The organism is Streptomyces sp. NPDC093094 (assembly GCF_044754345.1).
GTDB lineage: Bacteria > Actinomycetota > Actinomycetes > Streptomycetales > Streptomycetaceae > Streptomyces.
Map to the genome: position 1 here is coordinate 17,529 of NZ_JBIVOX010000030.1, position 23,037 is coordinate 40,565.

Sequence of the window (23,037 nt, forward strand, 5' to 3'; positions counted from 1 at the left end):
CATTCGTTCGAGCTTCGTCAGCAGGAGTCGGCAGTGACGACGGCAGCATGCGGGCCATCGAGCGGATGGCTGCGGTGGGAACCGTGGGGGGCGCAGACGGCCGTGGTGGCCCCCCACGCGGCGGCCGAGAGCGCGAAGGAGCCGTCGGCGGCGTCGAAGTTGCCGAGGATCACCAGGATCGTGCCGACGAGGAAGGCGCCGGCCCCGGCGACGGAGAGGGCCACCGGCAATGCCTTGCCGACGAAGCAGGCGGCCCGCCTCAAGGGGCTGAGTTCGCGGCGGCGCTGGCGCCGGGCACGCTGGCGCAGGGCGCGGACCTCGCGTCGGCGGCAGCGGAGTTCGTGCTCCGCCTGAGCGAGGAAGTCGTCGAATGAGGTGGCCAGGATCGGCAACTGGCCAGCGGGCCGGCCCTGGTGCCTGCCGGGGTACACAGTGGTCACGGATGTCCCTTCGGGAGGTCCTGCTCGCCACCTTGAGCTGAGAGCCTCGGAGGTGACGAGCTCTGATGCGCTGGTTGTTCACCTCTCGGCCCCGGGGAGAGGGCCCACCGGCAATAGATCTTGAAGGCTTTCGGGCATACCCTGGTCACGAATCGCGGACAGCCAGTTCGGAGCGGCGGCGCTGTTCGGCAGCCAGGCGTTTGGCTTTGCGGCGGACCCGTTCGCCGAAGGCGTCCGGGTCGGTAGCCCCTGCCGCGGTCGCAGCTTCTATCCACGTTGTCCCGTCGGCCGCCGCGTATGCGAACACCACCTGCCGCTCAGCCGGGTCGAGCCCTCGGAGGACGGCGTTGAGCCGCTCGTCCTCATAGACCCCGCCTGCCACCCGATGCAGCAGGTCGACATCGGCGGCGACCAAGTCGTACAGCGACAGTTCGCCCCCGAGGTGGGCATCCAGGGACAGCACTCGGCCGTGCCGCGTGCGCCGTCGCCACACCGGCACCAACTGGCGGTGGAGAGCGCGCGCTTCCGCCCGCAGGGTAGCGAGCGCGCTCACAGGCAGCCGCCCGTGCTGTTCCAGGGGATCAACCCAGCCACCGACAAGGGCGGTGGACACCGCCTCCCGCCAACGGTCGCTTACCGGCAATGCGAGCGACTTCAGCGCGAGCACATCCATCACGCGTGGCTCAACGGGCTGCAGACACGCGGCCGTACGGATGTACAGGGCGAGTTCCAGATCACGAAAGAGAGACTTTCGTTCTCTGTGCTCCTGGAAGGTACGCACAGCCGCTACTGCGGCGCTGAGTGACGGCTGCGGGATCCGCTCGACCCCGTCATCCACCGACCTCAGAAGTACAGCGTCCTTGCCAACGTCCATGATGTCCACGAGGTTCGGCACCGTCATGTCCGCCCGTTCCGGCAGGGGGCGGCCCCTCCCCCTCAGCATCACCACGTGGTGACCGCCCTGCGGGGCGGGTTGCTCCTCCTCTGGGAAAATCCGGGAGAGGGTTCCGACAAGGTGGTCGATCTCCATCTGTGCTCCTTGACTAGGTGCCCTTCACTACCCGGCCTCGAGGAACAGACCCATCGGCAAAGAATTCCGACCGAGTTCTAAACGTCAGCCGTACCCGTCCTCCTCGCCCAGGACGGCCGCGGCCGGGCCGCGCAGAGAGCGCAAAGGGCCACCCGCACCGACGCCGCGCAACTCCCCTCAACGGAGCATCACCGACACTGACGGCGCGAAGGCGCACCCCGGGCTCACCATCAACGTGTACCGGATCAACCCGGTGACCAGGGAGCGCACGCCCCCGCAGACGCGGGCACTCCCGCTGGCCGATGCCCCCGCCATGAACCTGGCGTTTCCGCCGTAGGCGTGCCCACGTTGCCGGGACCACGGGAACGCCGCGGTGAGCCCCATGCGGGACAACCAGGAGGAGCGTGACGCCGGCTTCTGCTGCGCATGCGGCGTCCACACCGCCGCCGGCATCGTCCGCCGGAAACCCCGCACCTGCGGGGGCCGACGAGCGCCTCGACTTCGGCGAGACCCGCCCACACTGCCTCGACCCCGGCCGCCAGCGCCGCCCCCGGGGCCCCCGGGGGGCGGCGCTGGCGGCCTCCCGGCTGCGGGCGCTGGCCGAACAGACACGGGCGGGCAGGAGCCTCAGCCGCCCCCATGCGGAAAACAGCCACTCGGCAGTTCTTCAACGGCCGTCGCACGGGTCGTCGCCCACAGGCACCGGCTCGGTGTCGGCCGCCAGGCAGGAGGAGTACACCACCGGCGGAACGGGCTGCGGGTGTGGCTCCGTCGCGACGCTCACGGCGATGACCGCCACGACACCGGCACAGAGCAGCCCCACTATGAGCAGCCCCGCTGTCACAGCGAGCCCGGTACGACGGCTCACCGGCCGTCCCTGAAGTGGTCGACGACTTCATCGCTGCAGTCGTCCGCGCCGACCCGGACTCGGGTGAAGGCCACCACGCCGTCGTCGTTGCCTTCCCTCTCAGCCTCGGCCAACTGCTTCTCGACGTTCCTGATGTACTCGGCGCACTCGACGCTGACAGGCTCCTCGGAATGCGCGCCAGGCGCCGGAAAGGCGTCAAGTGCGGCAGTGGCAGCGAACCCGGCCACGCACAGCACCGCCCACGCGGCAACAACCCACCTGCGGCGGCTCATCCGTAACGGCTTGGACATGCAGCCATCCTACGAGCCTCACGCCCAGCCTCTTCCAGAGCCATGGAGCCGAAAGCGGCACAGCCGGGCTTCACAGGAGGGTCGACCCGCAGGTCGGGCCAGTAGCAGCCGTGGACAAAGCCGGAGACCGCCCGCCAGACGGCACCCGCCTTGACCCCGGTCATGCCTACACCGTCGCCCCGGCCAAGGACCTGGACCAGCCCCCCATCCCCCAAGCATGACGGCGCGCCCTGGGCAGCGAACTGACCGCCCGGGCAGCCCAGACCGACGCGGACGGCATCAAGCACCTGCCAGCCCACATCACCGGCGACTGGGCACCAAAAGCGCGCCTGGACACGCTGCCCGGCAGATAGGTGAAGGTCTGACGACTACCGCGACCACCGCCCGCCCACCGCCCTGACCACCGGTCCGGACAGCCTCCCCCACCGAGACCGAACCGGCCGTATCACCACAGGTCAAGGGCGGGTTCACACCACAGAAATCAAAACTATTACAGATAGTGCGGGAGGGGGCACTCCCCCACTCCACCCCCTCCCGCACCCCTCACAGCGGCACCGCCGGGCCCCCGCCCGCCCGCACTCCAGCCGCCGCACGCCGCACGCCGCACGCCGCAGAACAGGAGCACGCCTTGGCCAGCTCCGCCCACATCACCCCGGCCCGCTGCACCCAGCCCGGCCGCGCCCTCACCAAGGCATGCCTCGCCCGGCGCGACAACGGCCGCCAGGACACCCCCGCAGTTCCTCACCCACACCGTCACCGACCCGCACGGCCACACCTGGAAGACCAGCCCCGCCACCCACTCCCAGACCTCCCCCTCCAGCCCGGCGCAGATCCGGCAGGCTGGCTGCACCGAACCCGCCACCACCCCGGTACTGTCCGCCCGGCAGGTCAGCGAGCAGATCCAGGACACCCGATGGCCTTCCTTCCGTTCCAGGCAGGGGACTTCGAGGAGCGGTGCGAGACCTGCGCAGCGCCTCCGAGGCAGTTCTGCGAGCCGTGGTGCGACACCGGCTACACCGCCGCGGACCACCGCCACGACACCGAGCGCCGCACCCGGACCGGCGGCGCACCGCCCACCCCGCCGCACGGCCCCCGCCCCGACCGCCAGCTTCCGAAGGAGCAGCCTCCATGCCGCACGAACTGAGCACGCCGGAGCGGTTCCATGCCTTCGCCGAGACCGTCGCGAGGGCGCTGGGCGCGCACTGGCGCACCGCTCCGGTCACCGGCCTACCCGGACCGCATGGGGCGCCTGCTGGTCGGCGGCGTGCACGGCACACTGCTGCTCTACCAGCCCGACCCCCACGCGCCGGAGCTGCTGAAGATCTCCCGGACCACCGCGCCCGCCCGGCCGCCCCAGCCGCAGGAGGAGACCGCCGCGCGGCGTACCGTCACCCATGCAGTGACCGCCGCGCTCCCCGGCGCACACGCCGACGAACAGACCCACCAGACCCTGATCACCCCGCACACCGACGCGGACCCGGCCGCCGAGCCCGTCAGCGCCGTCATCGGACCCTGGGGAGACTGGATGCAGCTCGACACACCCCGCCGTCCGGGCCAGACCACCGTCGCCGTCCTCGCCGCGTTCACCCACGCCCGCACCCCCGACCCGGGCGCCGCGCCGGGTAGCGCGGCCCTCCGGGGGACGACCGGCAGCGTCCGCATCCCCGGCGACGTCGCCGGCGCGTTCACCCGCGCATTCACCGGCACCGTCACCGCCGACGTCGCCCCCCGCCTCGGCTGCGCCGAAACCGACGCCCTCGCCGCCCTCCTGCACGCCCTCGGCGCCGAGAACACCGCCCGGGAATGGACCGACACCCACGCGGAAGACGACGAGCCCGGCGAGCGGCACTTCACCGGCACCATCCCCGACAGTGCCTCTCTCGCCGCCGACCAGACGCGGTGGACCCCTCACCCTGCCCCGGAAGGGTGAAACAGCAGGCCAGGGGCGGGTGGCGCGACCCGACACCAAAGACCAAACACCAGATTCCGGGATGAAACAACGGGAGAAAACGACCTCTAATTCGCGGCGCGCGGACTCAGTCAGGCTTGAGTCGGATCGGGGGATGACACGGCCCGCACGTGGTCGGGTGAGAGGTGCAGCTCATACGGTAGGCAGCAGTCAGAGCAGAGGGTCGCGACCAGTGTCCCGCAGGCGCAGACCTGGTTCAGTCCCCCGTCGGGAGTCGCGCCGCAGCATGCGGCGGAGGCGTGCCGCGTCGTCAACCCGCGGCAGTCATCCGGGTTCATGACGATATTGCCTCGTGGCCCCTGCGAGACCAGTGGCTGCCCGTCGATGTTGTAGTGAGTTCCGTGCCGCGGCATCACCGGACCGGGTGCCTCGGCAATGACCAGAGGCGGGCCGTACGGTTGCGTCTCGATTGCGTAGCAGCCGGACGGCACTGTGGCCGGCGATGGTCCCATCTCCTCCGCCTCCCACCAGGCGTAGTCGGGAGCCTCAGGCACCGCTGGCAGACGTTTCAGCGGCTCCGTCAGCACAGCGCCACAGGCAGCACACGCAAACACGGCCATCTCCGGCTCGGTCCGCTCGACCATGATGGCGTCGGGCACGTCAGCCTGCCCGCCGCCCAGCTGGACACCGACCCCATCCTGATGACGCTGTTCCTCCATGGAGGAACCGTACTGAAACGAGCTGATCGACCCGCAGCCGCCTCCGCCGAAACCAGACCGACGATCTACCGCTCAGACAGTCGCCCGTGACCGGCATGAGCACGCCGAGAACCGGTCACATCAGCCCTTTGACCTGCGACTTCAAGTCGGCGGAGGCTCACTGGGGCCCATCCCCGCCCGAGCGGGGAGCAGCGGGCAGGGGTGGCGGCCGGTGGGGGTGGCGGGTCCGTCCCCGCGCGTGCAGGGAGCAGCGACAGGTCGCTCCGCACATCCTGTGAGACCCGGGTCCATCCCCGCGCGTGCGGGGAGCAGGGCCTTGGGTGCGCCTTGCCGCGCACCCAGTTGGGTCCATCCCCGCGCGTGCGGGGAGCAGTGGCCTGGTCCTGGGAGGTGCGCGGCAGGTCGAGGTCCATCCCCGCGCGTGCGGGGAGCAGAACATCACGGCGCCGGCGTCGGCGTTGGACCGGGGTCCATCCCCGCGCGTGCGGGGAGCAGTCGGGCTCCGCGGTCCAGGCCGCGCTCGGGGAGGGTCCATCCCCGCGCGTGCGGGGAGCAGCGGGGTGTACGAGGTCCACGCCCCGAAGAATGAGGGTCCATCCCCGCGCGTGCGGGGAGCAGACGAGTCCCGCGGCCGGTACGCCCTCGGCGGCGGGTCCATCCCCGCGCGTGCGGGGAGCAGGGCGGCGCCGGGTCGTCGTCCGGGTCCGGAACAGGTCCATCCCCGCGCGTGCGGGGAGCAGCACCGTCCGCGTGCTGCGCAACGCCGTCGAGCGGGTCCATCCCCGCGCGTGCGGGGAGCAGAGCCGAAACGCCCTCCGGGGCGTCTGACCGGGGGGTCCATCCCCGCGCGTGCGGGGAGCAGGGAGCGCTACGCCGCCGCTCCGACGTCCCCGCGGGTCCATCCCCGCGCGTGCGGGGAGCAGTCCTTGTCGAGCCGGTCCGTGATGGCCCGGAAGGGTCCATCCCCGCGCGTGCGGGGAGCAGCAACGACGTCGGGACGTCGGTACCGGCTGGAGGGGTCCATCCCCGCGCGTGCGGGGAGCAGTGCGGCCGGCCAGTGGGCGGACGTGAATCCGCGGGTCCATCCCCGCGCGTGCGGGGAGCAGTCCAGGCTGATGATGCTGTCCTGGAAAAGCTCGGGTCCATCCCCGCGCGTGCGGGGAGCAGCGGTTCGCCCCGCGCCTGGGCTGGGGCGGGAGGGGTCCATCCCCGCGCGTGCGGGGAGCAGTTCGGGGACGGGGGCAGAGCTGCACCCCACAGGGGTCCATCCCCGCGCGTGCGGGGAGCAGGAACCCCTCCCCCGACCTGGAGCACGCGGCGCGGGTCCATCCCCGCGCGTGCGGGGAGCAGTGCACCTCGGCCGCCGGCCACGTCAGCGCGGAGGGTCCATCCCCGCGCGTGCGGGGAGCAGCGCAATAAAACACACGTTCGAGTGAATGAGCGGGGTCCATCCCCGCGCGTGCGGGGAGCAGAGGGAACGACGGGACAACGCGCGTTTGCGGGCGGGTCCATCCCCGCGCGTGCGGGGAGCAGGCTCGACCTGACCGGCATCGCGCAGGAGGCCCGGGTCCATCCTTGCGCGTGCGGGGAGCAGACCCTCACCTGTACCTGACGAAGATCACGCCTGGGTCCATCCCCGCGCGTGCGGGGAGCAGCCGTCCAGCAGCACCTGATATTCACCGCCCGTGGGTCCATCCCCGCGCGTGCGGGGAGCAGTCCTTCTCCTGGATGCTCCAGGTCCCCGTCCAGGGTCCATCCCCGCGCGTGCGGGGAGCAGCCCCCACGCCTCAATGAAGTCAACGCTGAGCAGGGTCCATCCCCGCGCGTGCGGGGAGCAGCGTACCCAGGGCGAAATACACGATCTTGCCCAGGGTCCATCCCCGCGCGTGCGGGGAGCAGATGTCCGAATCAGGCAGAACGTGGCGGCGCCAGGGTCCATCCCCGCGCGTGCGGGGAGCAGTTCTGGTGCAGCCGCGCCTTCGTCCCGCGCGGGGGTCCATCCCCGCGCGTGCGGGGAGCAGCGTGGGAGGTTCAGGGGGAGACGCATCGTCCAGGGTCCATCCCCGCGCGTGCGGGGAGCAGCTCGCGCAGGGCGACCGCCTGCACAACCAGGGGGGTCCATCCCCGCGCGTGCGGGGAGCAGATGGCGTCCAGCGCCATCTTGAGTTCCGTCTTGGGTCCATCCCCGCGCGTGCGGGGAGCAGAGGTTCAGGCCCGGGGGGAGCGCTTCGATCTCGGGTCCATCCCCGCGCGTGCGGGGAGCAGGTCGCCGACGTCCAGACGCAACTCGGCTCGGCGGGTCCATCCCCGCGCGTGCGGGGAGCAGGCGACCCCGCCCGTGCTGCTGCGCGGCAGTTCGGGTCCATCCCCGCGCGTGCGGGGAGCAGTGGCTTCCCCCGTTTCCGATCTCACTGCTGGCGGGTCCATCCCCGCGCGTGCGGGGAGCAGTTCTCGGGGCGAACGGCGACCGGCGGCCGCGGGGGTCCATCCCCGCGCGTGCGGGGAGCAGGGACGGAGCACCGGGAGATGTAGCTCCGCCCCGGGTCCATCCCCGCGCGTGCGGGGAGCAGCGGTCCCGACCCCCGGAGGGAGGGGCCATGCAGGGTCCATCCCCGCGCGTGCGGGGAGCAGCCTCAGTGACCTGCAGGTTTACTGCCCTTCAGGCCACTTTTTGTCAAGGTTCATCGAGTCCGACAAACGTAGCAAAGCGAGCCTCGCAATGTATGGAAACCACTGACGGGAAGACGTACGGCGAAGGCAGCCCACTTTCGCCCGCAATGCAGATACCCAGCGGGTGCGGGGAGCAGACGGTGCTCTGGACCCTTCGAGCCGAAGGGGTGGATCCATCCCCACGGATGCGGGGAGCAGTTCCGGGTCGAGGCGAACCCGATGGTCAACGTGGGTCCATCCCCGCGGGTGCGGGGAGCAGCAGGGCATGACGAAGCCCCCCCGACAACTACACGGGTCCATCCCCGCGGGTGCGGGAGCAGCAGGGCCGGTGTGGCGGTGGAGATATGGCTCCCACCTCGCCGACGGCGACCGTGTCGCGGAGATCCGCCTCGGCCGGCAGCACCTCACCCTCACCCTGCGCACCAACCATCGGCGGCGAGGGTGACTTCGGCTTCGACGTCCTGCCGCCCTGCCGACCCGGGGTGGGCCGGGCAGGCGTGGGCGCCGGTCTACTCGGTCACCGGCCTGCACAGCGCATCCACCACGGTCAGCCACTGGGCTCAGTAGTGACCCCAGACTCGCATACAGCCCGCTGCCGTGCATTGGAGGAGGGCGTATCTGTGTTCCGGTCAAGCCAGGGAGTCGGCAATGGCATCGAAGATGTCGGCGTCCGTCTCCTGCTGCCACTGCGGGAGTTCCGGCCAGTCGGCGACGTACCCGGGCTTGGGGTCACCGAAGTGCTTGTACATCTGCCCGATCCAGCAGGTTGCGACGAAGCGGCCACGCTGCTCGCGTGTGAGCCGGGAGGCGTTGCGGGCGCTCTCTTCGATGAACTGGCGGACCTGCCTGTACACGGCGCCGGCCGCTTCCCGCTCCCAGTCCGGGGTGTCCTCCCAGGGGGTGATGTAGCTCGGCTTGGGCTCACCGGGGTAGTACTTCCTCACCCCGGCGATCCACGCTTCACGGAACAGTCGGGCGCCATCGGCGGTCATGCCAATCCTTCCGTCAGGTCGCGCACAGAACAGCGATCTCGGCGTTCAACTCCGCCACGTGCCGGTCCTGGCCCATTACGGCAAGATCCGCGCGCAGCGTCTGGAGTCTACGGGCGACGTACCCCGAGCCTGATGCCTTCGCCGCCCGCAGTGCTTCCTTGCCGTAGTGCACGACTTGTTCGGCGTCCCCGCGCTTGGCACCGACCATCGCGAGGTCGGCCAGCACGGCACCACGGCGGCGGAACGACATGCCTCGTCGCAGTGCGGTCGAGTCGAGTGCGCTCTTCAGGGCGGCTTCGGCAAGGTCGAGCCGGCCAAGTTGGACGTAGCGCGCGCCGCGCTCCTCGGTCAGCCGCGAACCGTCGAAGCGCAGCCAGCCGGCGTTGTGGACCGGGCCCGATAGCTGCGTCACTTTCTGCGCCTCGTCCATGGCGCGTTCGCAGGCGTCCAGGTTCCGGAGGTTGGCGTACGCCTCGGCTTGCACCGAGGCCACCCAGTACCGAGTCGACAGTGCGCCGTCCCCGCGTGCGGCGACGCGCTGGGCGACGTCCAGGGTCTCGGTTGCTTCCTGATAGCGGTGTGCGTACATGTCGACGTAGGCGTGCCGGACCAGGGCGCAGGCCCACAGGTCGAAGTCATGCGCCTGTGTGCTCGCGGATGCGGCCAGCGTGTAGGCCGCCGCAGCGTCGAGGTACCGGTTCTCGTCGAACGCCAGCTCTCCGGCGAGCTGGAACAGGTCGCCGGCCGCTTTGCACAAGCCGTCCGCGTGCCGCGAGGGACTTGACCGGAGGGTCTCGTTCAGAGCGGTCAGCTGGTCCTGCACGACTGCGGTCACGGAGCGTTTGGCCCGTGCGAGTTGGTAGACCTGCCACAGGTGGCAGTTCATCAGGTGGAAGTCTTCGACTGACGCCCGGTCGGCTGCGTCCGCCACTTCCTCGGTGTCTGGGGCGAGGGCCGTGAGTGCACCGGTCACCGCCAGCAGGCGCAGGAACTCGCGTCGGATCATATCGATTCCCCCGGAACCATCGGAAGCGGCGGTGGGCGACGCCGCGGGCTCCTGAGTGTCTACTTGTAAGGGGGCCAGCAGTACGTCGAGTTCGGCGAGACTGAGGTTCAGCAAGCCCGCGATCTTCGGGCGCAGTTCAGGCGTGGGCTGGGTCTCGCCCCGCTCCCACCGGCCGACCGTCGTGCGGTCCACGCCGAGGGCTTGCGCGAACGTCTCCTGACTGTAGCCCAGCATTTTACGCCGCTCAGCGAGATCCACGTCGGCTTCCTCCCCGCTTGACCAGGGCTCTATTCGTGCGGTGCACCCCATGCATCAAAGGTGCATCAAGGATGCCGCACGGCTGCCGTGGTCCGCTCCACTCTCCAGCGGTTGGCTATACATCAAGCCGCCGTGCCGCTCTGTGCCCCTACCTCGGGCAGCACGGAGAAATCCTGGTCCTGGGAGGTCACCACACAGGGCCCGGACGCCCCCCTACAAAGGATGACCTCGTGACCAGGCATGCCAGACCGCCGGCACCGACGTGCCGAGCACTGCGGAGACGTGGGGCCGGACCCCAAATCAGCTGCGTGATTCGCCGGGCGACAGCGCCCGCACTGACGCAAAGAGCAGCAGACTCGGCGCAGGCCAGCATGCTCGGCGCAACCGAACTCGTGATCAGCAGGATTGCGTCCTCACCGCGCCAACGCTTTCGGATCCGTTCCTCCCGCCCTGGTACGCAGACCGCCAAGACCCTCGTCCCAGACACGAGCCGGACAGTGCCTCTCGCCCAGTTCGCACAGAGCGCATCCTCCAGAACAGAAAGCAGGAAGTCCGCGTGAACCCGCCCTCAACCCAGCAGGACGCCGCCCCAGGGCAGACTGCCGCAGCGTCGTTACCTGAGGAATCCACCACTGCATCCCAACCCGCCCTGCAGCCGCACCCGGTCAGCTCCACAATCGCCCTGCTGTCCCTGATGGCAGACCCAGAGCCCTTCCGCTTCCGCTGGACCTCCAAGCTGCTGGCCAACGAGGCCTCCGGCCCCAACGCCAGACTCCGAGTCCGCCCCCGCCTCACAGCGGTCTGCTGGAGCGGCGACATCGACGCCGCCGGACAGATCAGCGGCAAACTCGTCGACAACGCCGCCCGCCACGGCACACCGTTCCACGACGGCTGTGTCGAACTGCGGCTGACGGTTCTCCCGGACACGGACGAGCTTCACATCGAGGTCGACGACGCCGATCCTGCCTTCCCCGCCTTCGGCACGGCCATCGCCGCAGCCCCGCAGCAAAGCGGCCTGTGGTGGGTGCAACACTACGGCGCCCACCTGTCGTGGAAACCGAAACTGGACGACGACGGGAACGTGATCGGCAAGAGGGTCACGGCGGTCGTTCGCCCGTTTGACGAGGGAGACCGGTCGTGAGCCTCACCGGGCGCTTACCCCGCCGCCAGCTGATCCGGGACAGGGACCTGCTGCCCCCGGCCCCCGTCGGCTTCACGGCCACCAGTGCGACCATCCAACCGCAGCAGGTGGCCTGCGACATGGGCGACCTCGCCGCCCGCGTACGCAGCCTCATGGCGCTCCAGCAGCAGCACGTGCTCCAGCTCCCGCTCGGCGGAAGCTTCTTCGACATCGTCGTCACCGCGAGCGGTCCGCAGGCCCACGCCGCCGTCACGGTCATGGACGGCATCCAGCACACCGGAGACGAACCGGCCGACGCGTGCGGGCCGGTCATCGAAGACCCCCACCGTTCCTGGCTGATCTGGCTGGTACCTCCCGGCACCAGCGAACAATGGGCGCCCCACCGCCATGCCCTGTGCCTCGGCCGGCCGCACCACGTCGCCCTGCCGCCCATGTCGGCGACGGAGCCGCCCGGGCCGTACTGGCTGCGGCCCTGCCGCGGTGACCGGCTCGTCCCCCCTACTGCGCTGCGCCAGCTCCTGGACCAGTTCCAGCCCGGCCCCGCGCCCCATGAAGCGCTCCTCGGCTCCGTGCTCAGCACGATCGAGTGACCCGGGCGCGGGCCGTGCCCGCATGGCTTCCCCGGTACACGGCCGGCGCCCGCCCTTTCCCTGCCCGTTCCTCGCCGCGAGAGAGACATGGCCGCACCCAGCCCAGCCCCAGCACCCCTGTCGCACAGGGGCTGCCCCGTTCCGTTGGACACGGCCCTGATCCGCCGCACCTACCGGACCATGCTGGGCGAGTCACGGGTGGGCCGCCCGGACCTCGGCAGCCAGGAGCAGCACGCCCACCTCGCCGGACTCCTGCGCGGCCACCTGAAGCTGCTCCTGACCGCCCTGGAAGGCCAGGCGGCCGTGATGAGCCCGGAGACCCGGCGGACCGCCGGCCTGGTGGTCCGGCGCACCGGCGAAGCCCTCTGCCTCAGCATCCGCACGGTCCGGCACCCGGATCACCTGCATGACCTTGCCTCACTGTCCCGGGCGCTGCTCACCCTCCTGGATTGTGCGCACGGCGCAGTCCGCAACTCCCCCCTGGGACACCGCGCCTCCGAGGCGCGGCACTGAGCCCCTGTCCGGCGGCCGGGTGTGCCACCGAGCCCCGGCCGTCGGACAGGCACCAAGGCCACCATCCCCCTTCGAGAAGAGGAAGCCTCATGTCTGTTGTCGAACTGCCCGCCGTGGACGATGTCGCCCGCGCCGCGACGCGCGTCCTGGACAGCATCAAGAGCGACCCGGAGTTTTCCGCCTTTAGGGCGGCCAGCCTGGAGTACTCCGAGGACTGGCAGTGCTTCACCGGATTCCCGATCGTCGCGCAGTGGAACCTGGAGGTGGACGCGGAGCCGCTGTTCGAGGAGGGCCTGCGGGCCCTCGCCCTCAAGGCCGCGGTGTACGAGGCCACGAACGACGACCAGGCCGCGGAGATCGCCATCGCCGTCCCCGTGGACGAGATGACCCACGCGATGCTCGCCCAGGCGCAGCTCCTCACACGGATCGCGGCACGCGTCGGGGCGCACATCATCCACCAGACCGACCAGGAGCACACGGACTACCGCATCGGCGGGTACACCCACGACTGCTACCGCGCGGCGTGGGGCGAGCCGCCCGCGCGGTACTGGCTGGACCACAACGAGGTCACCCGCCGCCGCGGCGTCCTTGCCGGGCTGTACCAGATGATCGGCTTGGGGCGCTCCGGCCGGGAGCACAGCATCGACTTCGCTGCGGTCGCGGCCTAGCTGAGCGCGGCGCGCAGCACGGCCGTGATGTCCGTGCCGGGATCCGAGGCGAGCAGAATCTCCGTTGCCTGCTGGATCACGTCGTCGCACATCTCCGGCGGTGCCGCCTCCAGCGCCGTACGCACCCACGCGGGAACCTCGCCGGCCTCGACGGGCGGCGGGGTCTGCCACGGCAGCGGAAGACGGTCGGTGGCGTACCGGGCGGCCGGCAGTCCGACCCGCTCGGGATGCACACACACCGGCACGCCCTGCGCGGTGAACCGGTTGCCGGTCGCCGGGTCGAAAGGGCAGTCGCGGGAGGGGCGTTCGGCGACGTCGAACATGCCGCCCGGAAGCCGTAGGGACGGGCACACGCCGCACACCGGCCGGCCGTCCCGCGCGAACGGCTCGCCCTGATCCGCCACCCGACTCGCCTCCCGCCCGTCTGAGGGGAAAACCGTAGCCTGACGGCACCCTGCTCCGGCATCCCAACGGCACCCGTCACCCGGGCGAGTGCCCTGCAGAACGGCCCCGCTCGCTGCTCACCCTGGTGGAGATCCCGGACTCGTCTGCCGCGCCCCACCCCCGGACTCCTGCGTCGCGCTGCCTGCCCTGACGGTGCGGCGCAGGGTACGACTCCCGCACCGGGCCGGTGCGGGACGGTCCGGCCGCCACCCGGCGGCCGGCAGGTACGCCACAGCGTTCCGACAGAATCGGAGGGCACCATGGCAACACCGACACCGAACATCACGAAGGACCGTGAGGAGTACACGGTCACTCGTGACCCGCGGGACTACGTCGACCAGGACGTGTGGGACCGCGAGATCACCCTGCTGATGCGGGACTACCCCTTCGACCGGGTCTACGCGGAGCGCCTGTTCTCGGCGGCCGTGTCCTACCTGATCACGGCCATGGAGAAGTGGGGCCAGGGCCTGGAGATGTGCTGCGGGCGGATCGTGGACATCGCCGTCCACGTGTTCATCCTGGACACCCGCAACTACCGGGAGTTCTGCGCCGCGAACTTCGGCGGGAAGTTCCTGGAGCACATCCCGGAGATCGCGTTCAAGAACGACGGCTCCGTCGAGCGCACCGCGCACATCATCGCCGACAACGGCTTCCCGGTGGACTGGCCGCTGTGGGAGGCGGACTTCGCGAAGTGCGGGCCGTGCCACCCCGGCGCCAGCTGCCACTGACGCCGCCGGCCTGCTGAGGCCAACCCTGCCCGGGGCCGCGCACCTTACGGCCCCGGGCACCTTTTGTGCCCATATATGTCAGTTTTCAGCTTTCACGTACGGCACAGGCGGGACGGGAGTAGCTTGGCGGCCCTGGAACCATCCCCGTCCACCGGAGGACCGCATGTCCAGCGCCGCCCCCCTGACCACAGTCGAGTACTGGGACAAATACCGGCCCCACCGGGGTGAAGGCCCCCAGCCCCGCCCGGCCGCGGAGCGCTTCGACTGGACCGGCGTGCCCGGCCACGGGCCCGGCGCGGAACTGCTCGGCACGCCTGCCACGGCCCTCGACCTCGGGCCGGCCGAGGGGGAGAACGCGGCCTATCTCGCCCGCCAGGGCGTCAAGATCACCGGCGTGGACTTCTCCCCCCTGCAAGTGGCGCGGGCCCGCGACTTCTGGGCCGACGTCCCCGGACTGACGTTCGTGCACGCCGAGGCATGCGCCTTCCTGGAAGACGACCTGCGCCAGTGGGACGCCGTCTACTCGACGTGGGGCGCCGTCTGGTTCACCGACCCCGAAGACCTCTTCCCGCTGGTCGCCAAGCGCCTCACGCCCGGCGGCATCTTCGCCTTCTCCCACCGCGAGCCGATCACCGGCCAGTACGGGGCGCAGCAGATGGGCGGCAAGTGGCTGGAGGGCCGCGAGGCGGAGCTCACGGTGTACCGCTGGCAGTACACCGCGACGCAGTGGGCCGACATCCTCAAGCGGCACGGCTTCGTCAACATCGACGCGCAGCTCCTGCCTGCTCCCGAGCCCGGTTCCATGGGCACACTGATCGTGCGCGCCTGGTCTGCCTGACCAGCCCCCCACAGCCGGCCCCGCTCATCCGCTCCCCCCGTGGCGGATGGGCGGGGCCTCTCGCTGTTCTCACGCCCCCGGCTGCCGGCGTTCCTCGGTGAGCGGGCCGTGTTCCGCGACGAGGACCCGCCACCGGATCCAGCGCGAACCGTTCGTGGTCCAGCGGGTCGTGCCTCGACGCCAGAGGCGGCCGGTGCTGTCGCGGACGGCGGTCACGCCCTGCGGGGCGAGGAACGAGCCGGGCCCGTCGGGCCGCCAGGTGCGCAGGGTCATCCCGGTTCCCCGTCCAGGTCTATGTCCTCCCACCAGCCGGTGAAGACGGCGTCGGTGTCGTCCCAGACCCTGACGACGCGGCACCGCGCACGGGCCTCGCAGCCGGGGTACTCGGCGAGGGCCCGGCGGGCGAGGCGGACGGCAGCCGCGCGGGAATCCGGCCTCAGGACTGGTGAGCTCGCATGTTGAGGTGTCGCGTATTCCAGCTCAGAGCGCCCCGATCGGTCACTTTGGGTCATGCGGACGGTGTCCAGGGTCCGGCCCGGAGTGAGTATGTTCCTCCGATGGCGCGTTCGAAGCGCTTCGGGAGGGGAGAGGGCCGGTGGACGTCGTCGCGATTATGGAAGCACTGGCTGAACAAGGCGTAACGGTGCTGTTCAAGGCCGACGCTGAGCGGATGGCAGAGAGGGGCAAGCCTTGGACCTTCGTCGCCAGTGGAGCGCCGTTGCGCGAGGACGTCCTTGTGCGAACCGATGCCGCGTCCGTGGAGCAATGCCTCGCAGTGTGCTTGCCCCGCCTGCGTGAGCTGGGCTTTTCGTTCCCTGAGTGAGAGAGCGGGTGTGACCGAACCACCGCCCCGGATGTCAGTGCCGGCTGCTTACATGAGCCCATGGACACCGTGCACACGACCGCCGCCCTCCTCCCCGACCCCGCCGAACTCCGCGCGCACCTGCGCGCGCTGGCCGTGCTGGACCAGGCGATCTGCCGCGACCCGCGGTTCTCCCGCTACTCCTTCTCCACCACCTGGGGGCCTGGGACGGAGGCGGCCCTGATGGACAACGGCTCGGGTGACGACTTCTCCGTCCTCTTCACCCCGGCCGGTGTGCTCGTCCGCGGCTTCGACCACGAGTCGGAGATGAGCCCGTACGCCACGGACGACGAACAGGTCTGGCCCGGTGTCATCGACGAGGTGCCCGCCGCGCTGCGCCCGCTCCTGGACGATCCGGCCTTCGTCGACGAGGGCCTCGGCGCCCCGCGGGTCACCGCCTGCCTGTGGTGGGAGACCGGCAGCAGCGCCTGGCGCACCGGCTCGGGCATCGAGTTCCCCTCGGGCAGCCCGGACCCGGACGGCTCCGGGCACCTCTTCCGCCTCCTCACCGACCGCTCCCCCGAGGCCGTCCAGGCGCACTTCGAGGAGGACTACGGGCGGCCCGTCCCCCTCGACACCGTCCGCCACGTCCTCGCTGGCCACCCCCTGACCCCCGAAACCGCCCGCGGCCTCAACCCGGCCGCCCTCTCCGACGAGGCCCTGCTCCGCCGGATCGCCGCCGACCCCGAGGTCGAGGCGTACCTCGCCTGCGACGGTGAGTTCGACCTCACGCGGACCGACCCCATCGAGTCGATCGCCCTGCCAGCCGGTCTCCCGGTGGAGCCCGTGGCCGGCTGCAACGCGGGAGGCACCCACTACCTCTGCGGCCCGGCCGGCTCCGACCGCGTCCGCCCCGTCCTCTACACCGACTCCGAGGGCCAGGCTTCCCTCATCGCGGAGTCCCTCGCCGAGGCCCTGACCCTGGCCATCGTCCTCCCCTCCTGGCACGACGCCCTGGCCGGCTTCCGTCCCCCCGCACTCAACGCCGACTACCTCAAGGACAACCCGGACCACCCCGAGGTCCGCGACCGCCTCCTCGCCGCCCTCCGCCTCCCCCCGGCCACCGAGCCCGAGGTCCTGGCCCGCCTCCTCACCACGGCCGCCCGCACCGTCCCGGACGGCTTCCTCCCTTCGGTCGAGGGCGAGGAGGACGCGGCCTTCGAACCGATGCTCCGTCTGCCGGCCGAGTAGGACAGCCCCGCCGCGCGCCGCCTTCCGGACCCAACGCACCGCTACGGCGAAGCCATGACCGCACTGCCCCACTGGATGCGCCCGCCCCACGCAGAGGGCTGTTCGCGGAGGACATGGACCGCCTCCCCGGGGCTCGGCCCGGCGCATCCCGGATCTTCGGCAGCAGACTCTGGGGTGATCGACCTCAAGGACGTGGAGGGATGGCACGTCACCGGGCATCACAACGACGTCCTTACCTATGCCAGCCCCGATGAGCCTCAGGATCAGTCGCAGATCGCTGTCGGGCTGTTCGGACGTTCCAGGCGTCACAGGGACGGCACCGAGCTTTACGTCGTCCACGTTGAGGACAAACGGGGCTCGGTGGCCCCAGCGTAAGTAGCCGCGCTTCATCGCTGGTGGACGCCTGGGGCGTATCGGCTCCAGGTCCCACCGGCCTCGGTGACCAGGCGGGTGGCGGTCTTGTCGTGACAGCCGAGCGCCCTCGCGATGACGGGGGCTGGGGCCTGGAGGACGAGCTGGCGGATCGCCGAGGTCCTGCCGCGCTGCGGAGGGACGCCGATCTCACGCAGGTCCACCCCCACCAGTGATCCGAAGGAGCCCGCCCCACGCAGCCGACACTCGTCGGGGATCCGGCAGCCGCGCTCCTGGCAGTCAGCGGGGCGACGTCTCAATCGCTACGCCCACCGAGTGCTGCCGAAGCCGGGCGGCAACGAACTCCATCTCCACCAGCGTTCCCACCAGCCCGGACGTCTTCAGCTCGTCCGCACGCACCCTCGCCTGCGCCAGTGACAGGCCCTGCACCTGGCGAAGCGCACGCAGCACGGCCACGCCGCCCACCCCGGGCTCCGTCAGCCGCAGACGCGCCCAACCGTGTTCGGCCAGCAGCGCCTGCCGGATCTCCCGCGGAGTCTCCTCCCCGCTGCCCTGTTCGCACCATCCCCCGGCACAGGACCGGCAGGCCCCTTCCGTCCCCCACCACAAGCGCCCGCGGTCGATGAACTGGCCCACGTCACACACCAGCACACCCCCGCACGCCTCACACCGCTTCTCGACCCGCACACCCTGGGTGATCACTTCGCTCCTCGCCGCAGGACCTGACCGCATGCTGCGGCAACACCCCTGATCCGTCGACCGCTTATCCACCCCGGCACCACCGCACCAGCAGCCGGCCCGGCACGCCCGCTCGGCCCACCACCCACCGGCCAACAGCGCCCGCCAAGCACGGCGGGGCGGGCCACCTCCCTGCCGCCCCGCCCACACCCGCCCCTCCCGACCCCGGTTGAAGGAGACTCCCCGTGATCACCCCCAACCCGTCAACTCCCGAAGGAGCAACCGTCATCGCCCTTGCGGACGACGCTCGCTTCGCGGCGGCGCAGGTCCGCTACGGACTCGGCGGCATCCTCTATGCCCTGCACGAGCCGCTGTGGGTCAACCACCCGCTGCGCAACGCTGCTGCGGACTACAAGCCTGCCCAGCTCGCCGTCGTCCAGCGACTCGGGATGGCCGTCCCGCCGACGCTGGTGACGAACGACCCGGCCGAGGCCAGGCATTTCATCGCGGCCCACGATCGGGTGATCTTCAAGACGCTCCGGTGGACGCCCTACCGGCGGGACGGGGTTCCTGTGACGGGGTGGGCGGATCTGGTGACAGCAGCCGAGATCGACGAAAGCGTGCGGGTCGTACCGCACCTGTTCCAAGCGGTCGTGGACAAAGTGGCCGACATGCGCGTACTCGTGGTCGGCCGACGAGTCTTCGCGGTGCGGATCGAGTCCGGGATGCTGGACTGGCGCAGGGACTACTTGGCACTGTCCTACAGCGTGGTGGACCTGCCCCGCCATGTGGAGAGGGGGCTCCTGGCGATCCTGGACCACTTCGGACTGGTCTCGGGCAGCTTCGACCTGGCGGTCGACAAGACGGACAGATTGTGGTGGCTGGAGCTGAACCCGAACGGGCAGTGGGGGTGGCTGGAAGAGGCCACCGGTCTTTCGATGTCCGCCGCCTTCGCACAACTGCTGACGCACGGAGATGCCCCATGATGGACACCGCCCCCCAGCGACGGGCCCTGGCCGGCCGTCTGACGCAGCTCGGCGTCCTCGTCAGCGACCAGTGGCGAGCCGCGGTGGAGGCGGTGCCCCGGGAACTGTTCCTGCACCCCGGGGTGTTCCTGCCCACGAAGGGCGGGCAGTGGCGTCCCGCCACGGCCACCGGCACCGACCCGGCCGAGTGGGTGCAGATCGCCTACCGCGAGGAGTCCCTGGCCACCCAGCTCGACGGGCACCTCACCGCCGACCGGGCCAGCAGCCCGGTGCACGGCTCTCCGACCTCCTCGTCCACGACCCCCGTCACCGTCGTCGACATGATCGAGAAGCTGGCGGTGCAGGACGGGCAGCACGTGCTGGAGATCGGTACCGGAACCGGCTACTCCACCGCACTGATGTGCCACCGCCTCGGCGAGGACAACGTGACCACGATCGAAGTGGACCCGGACGTCGCGGCACGTGCGGACGCCGCGCTGGAGACAGCTGGCTTCTCCACATGGACCCTCACCGGAGACGGGCTCCTCGGCCACCCCCGCCGTGCACCGTACGACCGCGTCATCGCCACCTGCGCCGTCCGCCGCATCCCCTACACCTGGCTGCGCCAGACCAAGCCGGGCGGCATCATCCTCGCCACCGTCGGCGGCACCTGGCACTACGGCACCGGGCTCGCGAAAGTCACGGTCGCCCACGGCGGCACCGCCGAGGGCCGGATCCTCGGCCCCAGCTCCTTCATGCAGGCACGCTCCCAGGCCGAGAAGCCGATCACCGGCGACCTGGCCGCCCGCACCGCCTACGCCGACAGCGAGCGCAGGACCGCACTGTCGCCGCTCCTGCTGGAAGACTGGATGCCGGCCTTCCTCGCACAGCTCGCCGCACCCGGTGCGCGCTTCACCCGCGCCACCCCGCAGGAGGGCAACCGGCTGCTGTACCTGTTCGACCCGGACCGGGAATCGTTCGCCGCGTTCACCCAGGACAAGGACACCTGGACCGTCCGCCAGGGCGGCCCACTCGCCCTGTGGGACACCATCGAGCAGACCCTGACCGCCTGGCAGGACGCCGGACGCCCCGACATCACCACGATGCGGCTGCACATCACACGCGAGATCCACACCTACTGGATCGACGGCCACCCGGCACTGCGCTGGCGGCAGCACCTTGCGTGATCCGGCACGGCACGATCAACCGGGCCACTACGCTGTCCACGCCAGATCGGTCACCGCAACACTGGGAATCTCGATGGACGACGAACCGCTGTCGCACTGGGCGAAGCGCCGCGACGCGAAGATCGGACGCCTTCGCGCCGTGCCACTCGCCTCCCGGGCCAGCGCCGGCCCTCAAGGCGCGCACCTCCACCCCGACGCCCCCCGCGCCATCCAACGGTGGAACGGCCACACCTGGGAGCCGCACGGATTCGCCGCCAACTACGCCGAAGCCCAACGCATCCTGCACCCCCGCCCCGAAGAACCGGAAGCCGCCCCGGCAGCACAGCCCCAGCCGCTCCAGGCCGGACGAGGCAGACACCGCAAACCACGCCCCGGCGAATGACACAGCCGGCACGGGGCGAAACGTGATCAGACCGCGGTCACGTCGCCCGGCAATTGGCGCGTGCGGCCCACGGGCAGGACTCGACGCCCTCGTCCGGACCCAGCAGCGCGTACGGGACTCCATCGCCGAACAGAGCCACGACGACTGGCCCAAACCCATGCCACTCGCCACAAGAACCTGGCACACATACCGGCAAACATAACCCTGATCACCGCCCCGCAGACGACGACAGACCCCACTTAACCCATCACCACCAGAGAACAACACCCAGATCCCCACGGGCGCGAGCAGCAGTTGCGGTATGCCCTCGCGACACGCCAGCCGGGCCCATCCCCGCAGGCGCGGGGAGCAGTCCACCCACAGCACTCCGCCATAGGTGGAGCGGGGTCCATCCCCGCGGGTGCGGGGAGCAGCACTCGACGCCTGCCTCCGCTTTGGCGGTGCGGGGTCCATCCCCGCGGGTGCGGGGAGCAGGGCCGGTGTTCCATGCTGCTCCCTCTGTGTGGGGGTCCATCCCCGCGGGTGCGGGGAGCAGCTCCGCGGTCGGCGCCGTGAGGATGCCGTCCAGGGTCCATCCCCGCGGGTGCGGGGAGCAGGAAGTCGTCGTAGCGCAGCGACGGCTCCGACCGGGTCCATCCCCGCGGGTGCGGGGAGCAGGGCGGCGCCGCGATCGTCGGGCACAACGTCGTGGGTCCATCCCCGCGGGTGCGGGGAGCAGAGCTCGCCGCCGACGTTCTCGATCCGCGCGAGGGGTCCATCCCCGCGGGTGCGGGGAGCAGTTCGCCGTATGCGTCGTACTCGTCGAGGTCGGGGGTCCATCCCCGCGGGTGCGGGGAGCAGCCTGGCTTGTGAAGCCGGGTCTGTCGAAGGTGAGGTCCATCCCCGCGGGTGCGGGGAGCAGACCGCCGGCACCCGCGGCCCCGTCACCGCCGAGGGTCCATCCCCGCGGGTGCGGGGAGCAGGATGTCGGCCAAGAGGTGGACGTAGGTGCGCAGGGTCCATCCCCGCGGGTGCGGGGAGCAGCGGTCCCGGGGACGTTCGTCGCGCTCGCGGCCGGGTCCATCCCCGCGGGTACGGGGAGCAGGACCCACGGCCGCTCCCCCGCCCGCTACCGCCGGGTCCATCCCCGCGGGTGCGGGGAGCAGTACTTGATCCAGCCGTGGCAGTCGTACACCGCGGGTCCATCCCCGCGGGTGCGGGGAGCAGCATTCCCAGAACTCCCGTAGGCCGCGGATTTCGGGTCCATCCCCGCGGGTGCGGGGAGCAGTCTGGGGCGTCCTGTAGGGCACTCTCTGGCCTGGGTCCATCCCCGCGGGTACGGGGAGCAGGTAGTCGTCGATGAACGTGACGGCCGCGCCCGGGGTCCATCCCCGCGGGTGCGGGGAGCAGCTCTCCCCGAACGGCGAGGACTGCAAGGTCCCGGGTCCATCCCCGCGGGTGCGGGGAGCAGAGGGTCCCTCCCGTGAAGGAAATCGGTGACTGGGGTCCATCCCCGCGGGTGCGGGGAGCAGTGGGGAGGGCTGGCCGTCGGCGGGGCGGTGGTGGGTCCATCCCCGCGGGTGCGGGGAGCAGTCACACATCCGCGGCTGCCAGTAGCCGCAGGGGGGTCCATCCCCGCGGGTGCGGGGAGCAGGACCCGTCCGTGCAGATGATCATGTGCCGGGCGGGTCCATCCCCGCGGGTGCGGGGAGCAGAGCTGGTCGGCGTAGACGGTGATTTCGTCGACGGGTCCATCCCCGCGGGTGCGGGGAGCAGTTTGCTGCGGCTGGTCACTGGTCCCCCTTGTGGGGTCCATCCCCGCGGGTGCGGGGAGCAGTAGTCATTTCCGTCTTCAACACGCTCCCTTCCGGGTCCATCCCCGCGGGTGCGGGGAGCAGGCCGGCACCGCCGCCCTCCGGGATCCCGTACCCGGGTCCATCCCCGCGGGTGCGGGGAGCAGGAAACTCTTCATGCCTCCGCCAGCCCGTCGTCGGGTCCATCCCCGCGGGTGCGGGGAGCAGTGCAGCAGCAACCGCCCGTTCGGGCCGGTCCTGGGTCCATCCCCGCGGGTGCGGGGAGCAGGACGGCAGCCGCGAACTGCACCAGGTCGCCGCGGGTCCATCCCCGCGGGTGCGGGGAGCAGCCGGTCTGCGTCGACGTCGTCGCCCCGCCGAGGGGTCCATCCCCGCGGGTGCGGGGAGCAGGGCTCCGGCTACGTGAAGTGCACCGGGGCTGAGGGTCCATCCCCGCGGGTGCGGGGAGCAGTGTGCCTCCTGCGACTCGTCGCCGTGCTTGCCGGGTCCATCCCCGCGGGTGC

General features: G+C 71.0%; 24 protein-coding genes, 1 pseudogene and 2 CRISPR repeat arrays (1 of these 27 cut by a window edge). Of the genes and pseudogenes, 14 read left to right on the forward strand and 11 right to left on the reverse strand.

The genetic code is table 11. The annotated features are described in order from the left end of the window. Nucleotides 1-17: 17 nt before the first annotated feature. The 4 genes from ACIQGV_RS37090 to ACIQGV_RS37105 all read right to left on the reverse strand — a co-directional run bounded on the left by ACIQGV_RS37090 (nt 18) and on the right by ACIQGV_RS37105 (nt 2,628). Nucleotides 18-440, reverse strand: coding sequence for a hypothetical protein (locus ACIQGV_RS37090; RefSeq protein WP_402503255.1), 423 nt, complete (start codon nt 438-440; stop codon nt 18-20). 145 nt (nt 441-585) lie between these two features. Next, nucleotides 586-1,470, reverse strand: a complete 885-nt coding sequence (locus ACIQGV_RS37095) for a hypothetical protein (RefSeq protein WP_402503257.1) — start codon at nt 1,468-1,470, stop codon at nt 586-588. 667 nt (nt 1,471-2,137) lie between these two features. Further along, nucleotides 2,138-2,338: a hypothetical protein gene (locus ACIQGV_RS37100; protein WP_402503259.1), complete on the reverse strand. Its 201-nt coding sequence runs from the start codon at nt 2,336-2,338 to the stop codon at nt 2,138-2,140. Next, nucleotides 2,335-2,628, reverse strand: a complete 294-nt coding sequence (locus ACIQGV_RS37105; protein WP_402503261.1) for a hypothetical protein — start codon at nt 2,626-2,628, stop codon at nt 2,335-2,337. The genes ACIQGV_RS37100 and ACIQGV_RS37105 overlap by 4 nt, the downstream gene beginning before the upstream one ends. 913 nt (nt 2,629-3,541) lie before the next feature. Here ACIQGV_RS37105 and ACIQGV_RS37110 point away from each other — a divergent pair. Together ACIQGV_RS37110 and ACIQGV_RS37115 are read left to right on the forward strand one after the other, a co-directional pair. After that, nucleotides 3,542-3,772 (forward strand): hypothetical protein, encoded by a 231-nt coding sequence (locus tag ACIQGV_RS37110; RefSeq protein ID WP_402503263.1) that lies wholly within the window; start codon nt 3,542-3,544, stop codon nt 3,770-3,772. 96 nt (nt 3,773-3,868) lie between these two features. After that, nucleotides 3,869-4,558, forward strand: a complete 690-nt coding sequence (locus ACIQGV_RS37115; protein WP_402503265.1) for a hypothetical protein — start codon at nt 3,869-3,871, stop codon at nt 4,556-4,558. A gap of 110 nt (nt 4,559-4,668) precedes the next feature. Here the strand turns inward: ACIQGV_RS37115 and ACIQGV_RS37120 are convergent, their stop codons facing one another. Continuing rightward, entirely contained in the window at nt 4,669-5,256 is a 588-nt protein-coding gene (locus tag ACIQGV_RS37120; protein ID WP_402503268.1) for a hypothetical protein, read from the reverse strand. A 163-nt stretch (nt 5,257-5,419) separates the two neighbouring features. Next, nucleotides 5,420-7,887: a CRISPR direct-repeat array (repeat unit 29 nt; unit sequence GGGTCCATCCCCGCGCGTGCGGGGAGCAG). 304 nt (nt 7,888-8,191) lie between these two features. On the opposite strand from ACIQGV_RS37120, the gene ACIQGV_RS37125 reads away from it, so the two are divergent. Continuing rightward, a complete protein-coding gene (locus ACIQGV_RS37125) occupies nt 8,192-8,371 on the forward strand; it encodes a hypothetical protein (RefSeq protein ID WP_402503270.1) in 180 nt (59 codons plus the stop codon). 184 nt (nt 8,372-8,555) lie between these two features. Here the strand turns inward: ACIQGV_RS37125 and ACIQGV_RS37130 are convergent, their stop codons facing one another. After that, the gene (locus tag ACIQGV_RS37130; RefSeq protein WP_402503272.1) at nt 8,556-8,918 is read right to left on the reverse strand and encodes a hypothetical protein; all 363 of its coding nucleotides are present in this window, start codon (nt 8,916-8,918) and stop codon (nt 8,556-8,558) included. A gap of 13 nt (nt 8,919-8,931) precedes the next feature. Further along, nucleotides 8,932-10,182, reverse strand: a complete 1,251-nt coding sequence (locus ACIQGV_RS37135; RefSeq protein ID WP_402503274.1) for a helix-turn-helix transcriptional regulator — start codon at nt 10,180-10,182, stop codon at nt 8,932-8,934. Between the two features lie 556 nt (nt 10,183-10,738). Between ACIQGV_RS37135 and ACIQGV_RS37140 the strand changes: the two genes are divergently transcribed. The 4 genes from ACIQGV_RS37140 to ACIQGV_RS37155 all read left to right on the forward strand — a co-directional run bounded on the left by ACIQGV_RS37140 (nt 10,739) and on the right by ACIQGV_RS37155 (nt 13,094). Next, nucleotides 10,739-11,323, forward strand: coding sequence for a hypothetical protein (locus ACIQGV_RS37140; RefSeq protein ID WP_402503277.1), 585 nt, complete (start codon nt 10,739-10,741; stop codon nt 11,321-11,323). Continuing rightward, on the forward strand, nt 11,320-11,913 hold the full coding sequence (locus ACIQGV_RS37145; RefSeq protein WP_402503280.1) for a hypothetical protein: 594 nt from the start codon (nt 11,320-11,322) through the stop codon (nt 11,911-11,913). The genes ACIQGV_RS37140 and ACIQGV_RS37145 overlap by 4 nt, the downstream gene beginning before the upstream one ends. Nucleotides 11,914-12,057: 144 nt before the next feature. Further along, nucleotides 12,058-12,426 carry a hypothetical protein gene (locus ACIQGV_RS37150; protein ID WP_402503283.1) on the forward strand — a complete coding sequence of 123 codons (369 nt, stop codon included), beginning with the start codon at nt 12,058-12,060 and terminating at the stop codon, nt 12,424-12,426. An 89-nt stretch (nt 12,427-12,515) separates the two neighbouring features. Continuing rightward, nucleotides 12,516-13,094, forward strand: a complete 579-nt coding sequence (locus ACIQGV_RS37155; RefSeq protein WP_402503285.1) for a hypothetical protein — start codon at nt 12,516-12,518, stop codon at nt 13,092-13,094. Here the strand turns inward: ACIQGV_RS37155 and ACIQGV_RS37160 are convergent. Further along, nucleotides 13,091-13,498, reverse strand: coding sequence for a hypothetical protein (locus ACIQGV_RS37160; RefSeq protein ID WP_402503287.1), 408 nt, complete (start codon nt 13,496-13,498; stop codon nt 13,091-13,093). The two genes, ACIQGV_RS37155 and ACIQGV_RS37160, sit on opposite strands and share 4 nt — an antisense overlap. 300 nt (nt 13,499-13,798) lie before the next feature. Between ACIQGV_RS37160 and ACIQGV_RS37165 the strand changes: the two genes are divergently transcribed. Together ACIQGV_RS37165 and ACIQGV_RS37170 are read left to right on the forward strand one after the other, a co-directional pair. Next, a complete protein-coding gene (locus ACIQGV_RS37165; protein WP_402503291.1) occupies nt 13,799-14,266 on the forward strand; it encodes a hypothetical protein in 468 nt (155 codons plus the stop codon). Nucleotides 14,267-14,429: 163 nt separating this feature from the next. Then, nucleotides 14,430-15,104: a class I SAM-dependent methyltransferase gene (locus ACIQGV_RS37170; RefSeq protein ID WP_402503293.1), complete on the forward strand. Its 675-nt coding sequence runs from the start codon at nt 14,430-14,432 to the stop codon at nt 15,102-15,104. 69 nt (nt 15,105-15,173) lie between these two features. Here ACIQGV_RS37170 and ACIQGV_RS37175 read toward each other — a convergent pair whose 3' ends face one another. After that, entirely contained in the window at nt 15,174-15,377 is a 204-nt protein-coding gene (locus tag ACIQGV_RS37175; RefSeq protein WP_402503295.1) for a hypothetical protein, read from the reverse strand. A gap of 322 nt (nt 15,378-15,699) precedes the next feature. Here ACIQGV_RS37175 and ACIQGV_RS37180 point away from each other — a divergent pair, with 322 nt between their 5' ends. Both ACIQGV_RS37180 and ACIQGV_RS37185 read left to right on the forward strand, forming a co-directional pair. Further along, nucleotides 15,700-15,927: a hypothetical protein gene (locus ACIQGV_RS37180; protein WP_032755250.1), complete on the forward strand. Its 228-nt coding sequence runs from the start codon at nt 15,700-15,702 to the stop codon at nt 15,925-15,927. Between the two features lie 60 nt (nt 15,928-15,987). Then, nucleotides 15,988-17,157 (forward strand): hypothetical protein, encoded by a 1,170-nt coding sequence (locus ACIQGV_RS37185; RefSeq protein ID WP_402503297.1) that lies wholly within the window; start codon nt 15,988-15,990, stop codon nt 17,155-17,157. Nucleotides 17,158-17,543: 386 nt separating this feature from the next. Here the strand turns inward: ACIQGV_RS37185 and ACIQGV_RS37190 are convergent, their stop codons facing one another. Continuing rightward, nucleotides 17,544-17,732: a hypothetical protein gene (locus tag ACIQGV_RS37190; protein WP_402503299.1), complete on the reverse strand. Its 189-nt coding sequence runs from the start codon at nt 17,730-17,732 to the stop codon at nt 17,544-17,546. A gap of 76 nt (nt 17,733-17,808) precedes the next feature. Then, nucleotides 17,809-18,231, reverse strand: coding sequence for a hypothetical protein (locus tag ACIQGV_RS37195; RefSeq protein ID WP_402503302.1), 423 nt, complete (start codon nt 18,229-18,231; stop codon nt 17,809-17,811). Between the two features lie 272 nt (nt 18,232-18,503). Here ACIQGV_RS37195 and ACIQGV_RS37200 point away from each other — a divergent pair. From ACIQGV_RS37200 to ACIQGV_RS37210, 3 genes and pseudogenes are all read left to right on the forward strand, one after another. Beyond that, a pseudogene (locus ACIQGV_RS37200) lies at nt 18,504-19,193 on the forward strand (ATP-grasp ribosomal peptide maturase); the annotation flags it as partial. Continuing rightward, nucleotides 19,190-20,359: an ATP-grasp peptide maturase system methyltransferase gene (gene tgmC / locus ACIQGV_RS37205; protein ID WP_402503305.1), complete on the forward strand. Its 1,170-nt coding sequence runs from the start codon at nt 19,190-19,192 to the stop codon at nt 20,357-20,359. The pseudogene ACIQGV_RS37200 and the gene tgmC, both read left to right, overlap by 4 nt. 73 nt (nt 20,360-20,432) lie before the next feature. After that, nucleotides 20,433-20,741, forward strand: coding sequence for a DUF6087 family protein (locus ACIQGV_RS37210; protein ID WP_402503307.1), 309 nt, complete (start codon nt 20,433-20,435; stop codon nt 20,739-20,741). A 323-nt stretch (nt 20,742-21,064) separates the two neighbouring features. After that, nucleotides 21,065-23,037: a CRISPR direct-repeat array (repeat unit 29 nt; unit sequence GGGTCCATCCCCGCGGGTGCGGGGAGCAG) (it continues 253 nt past the right edge of the window).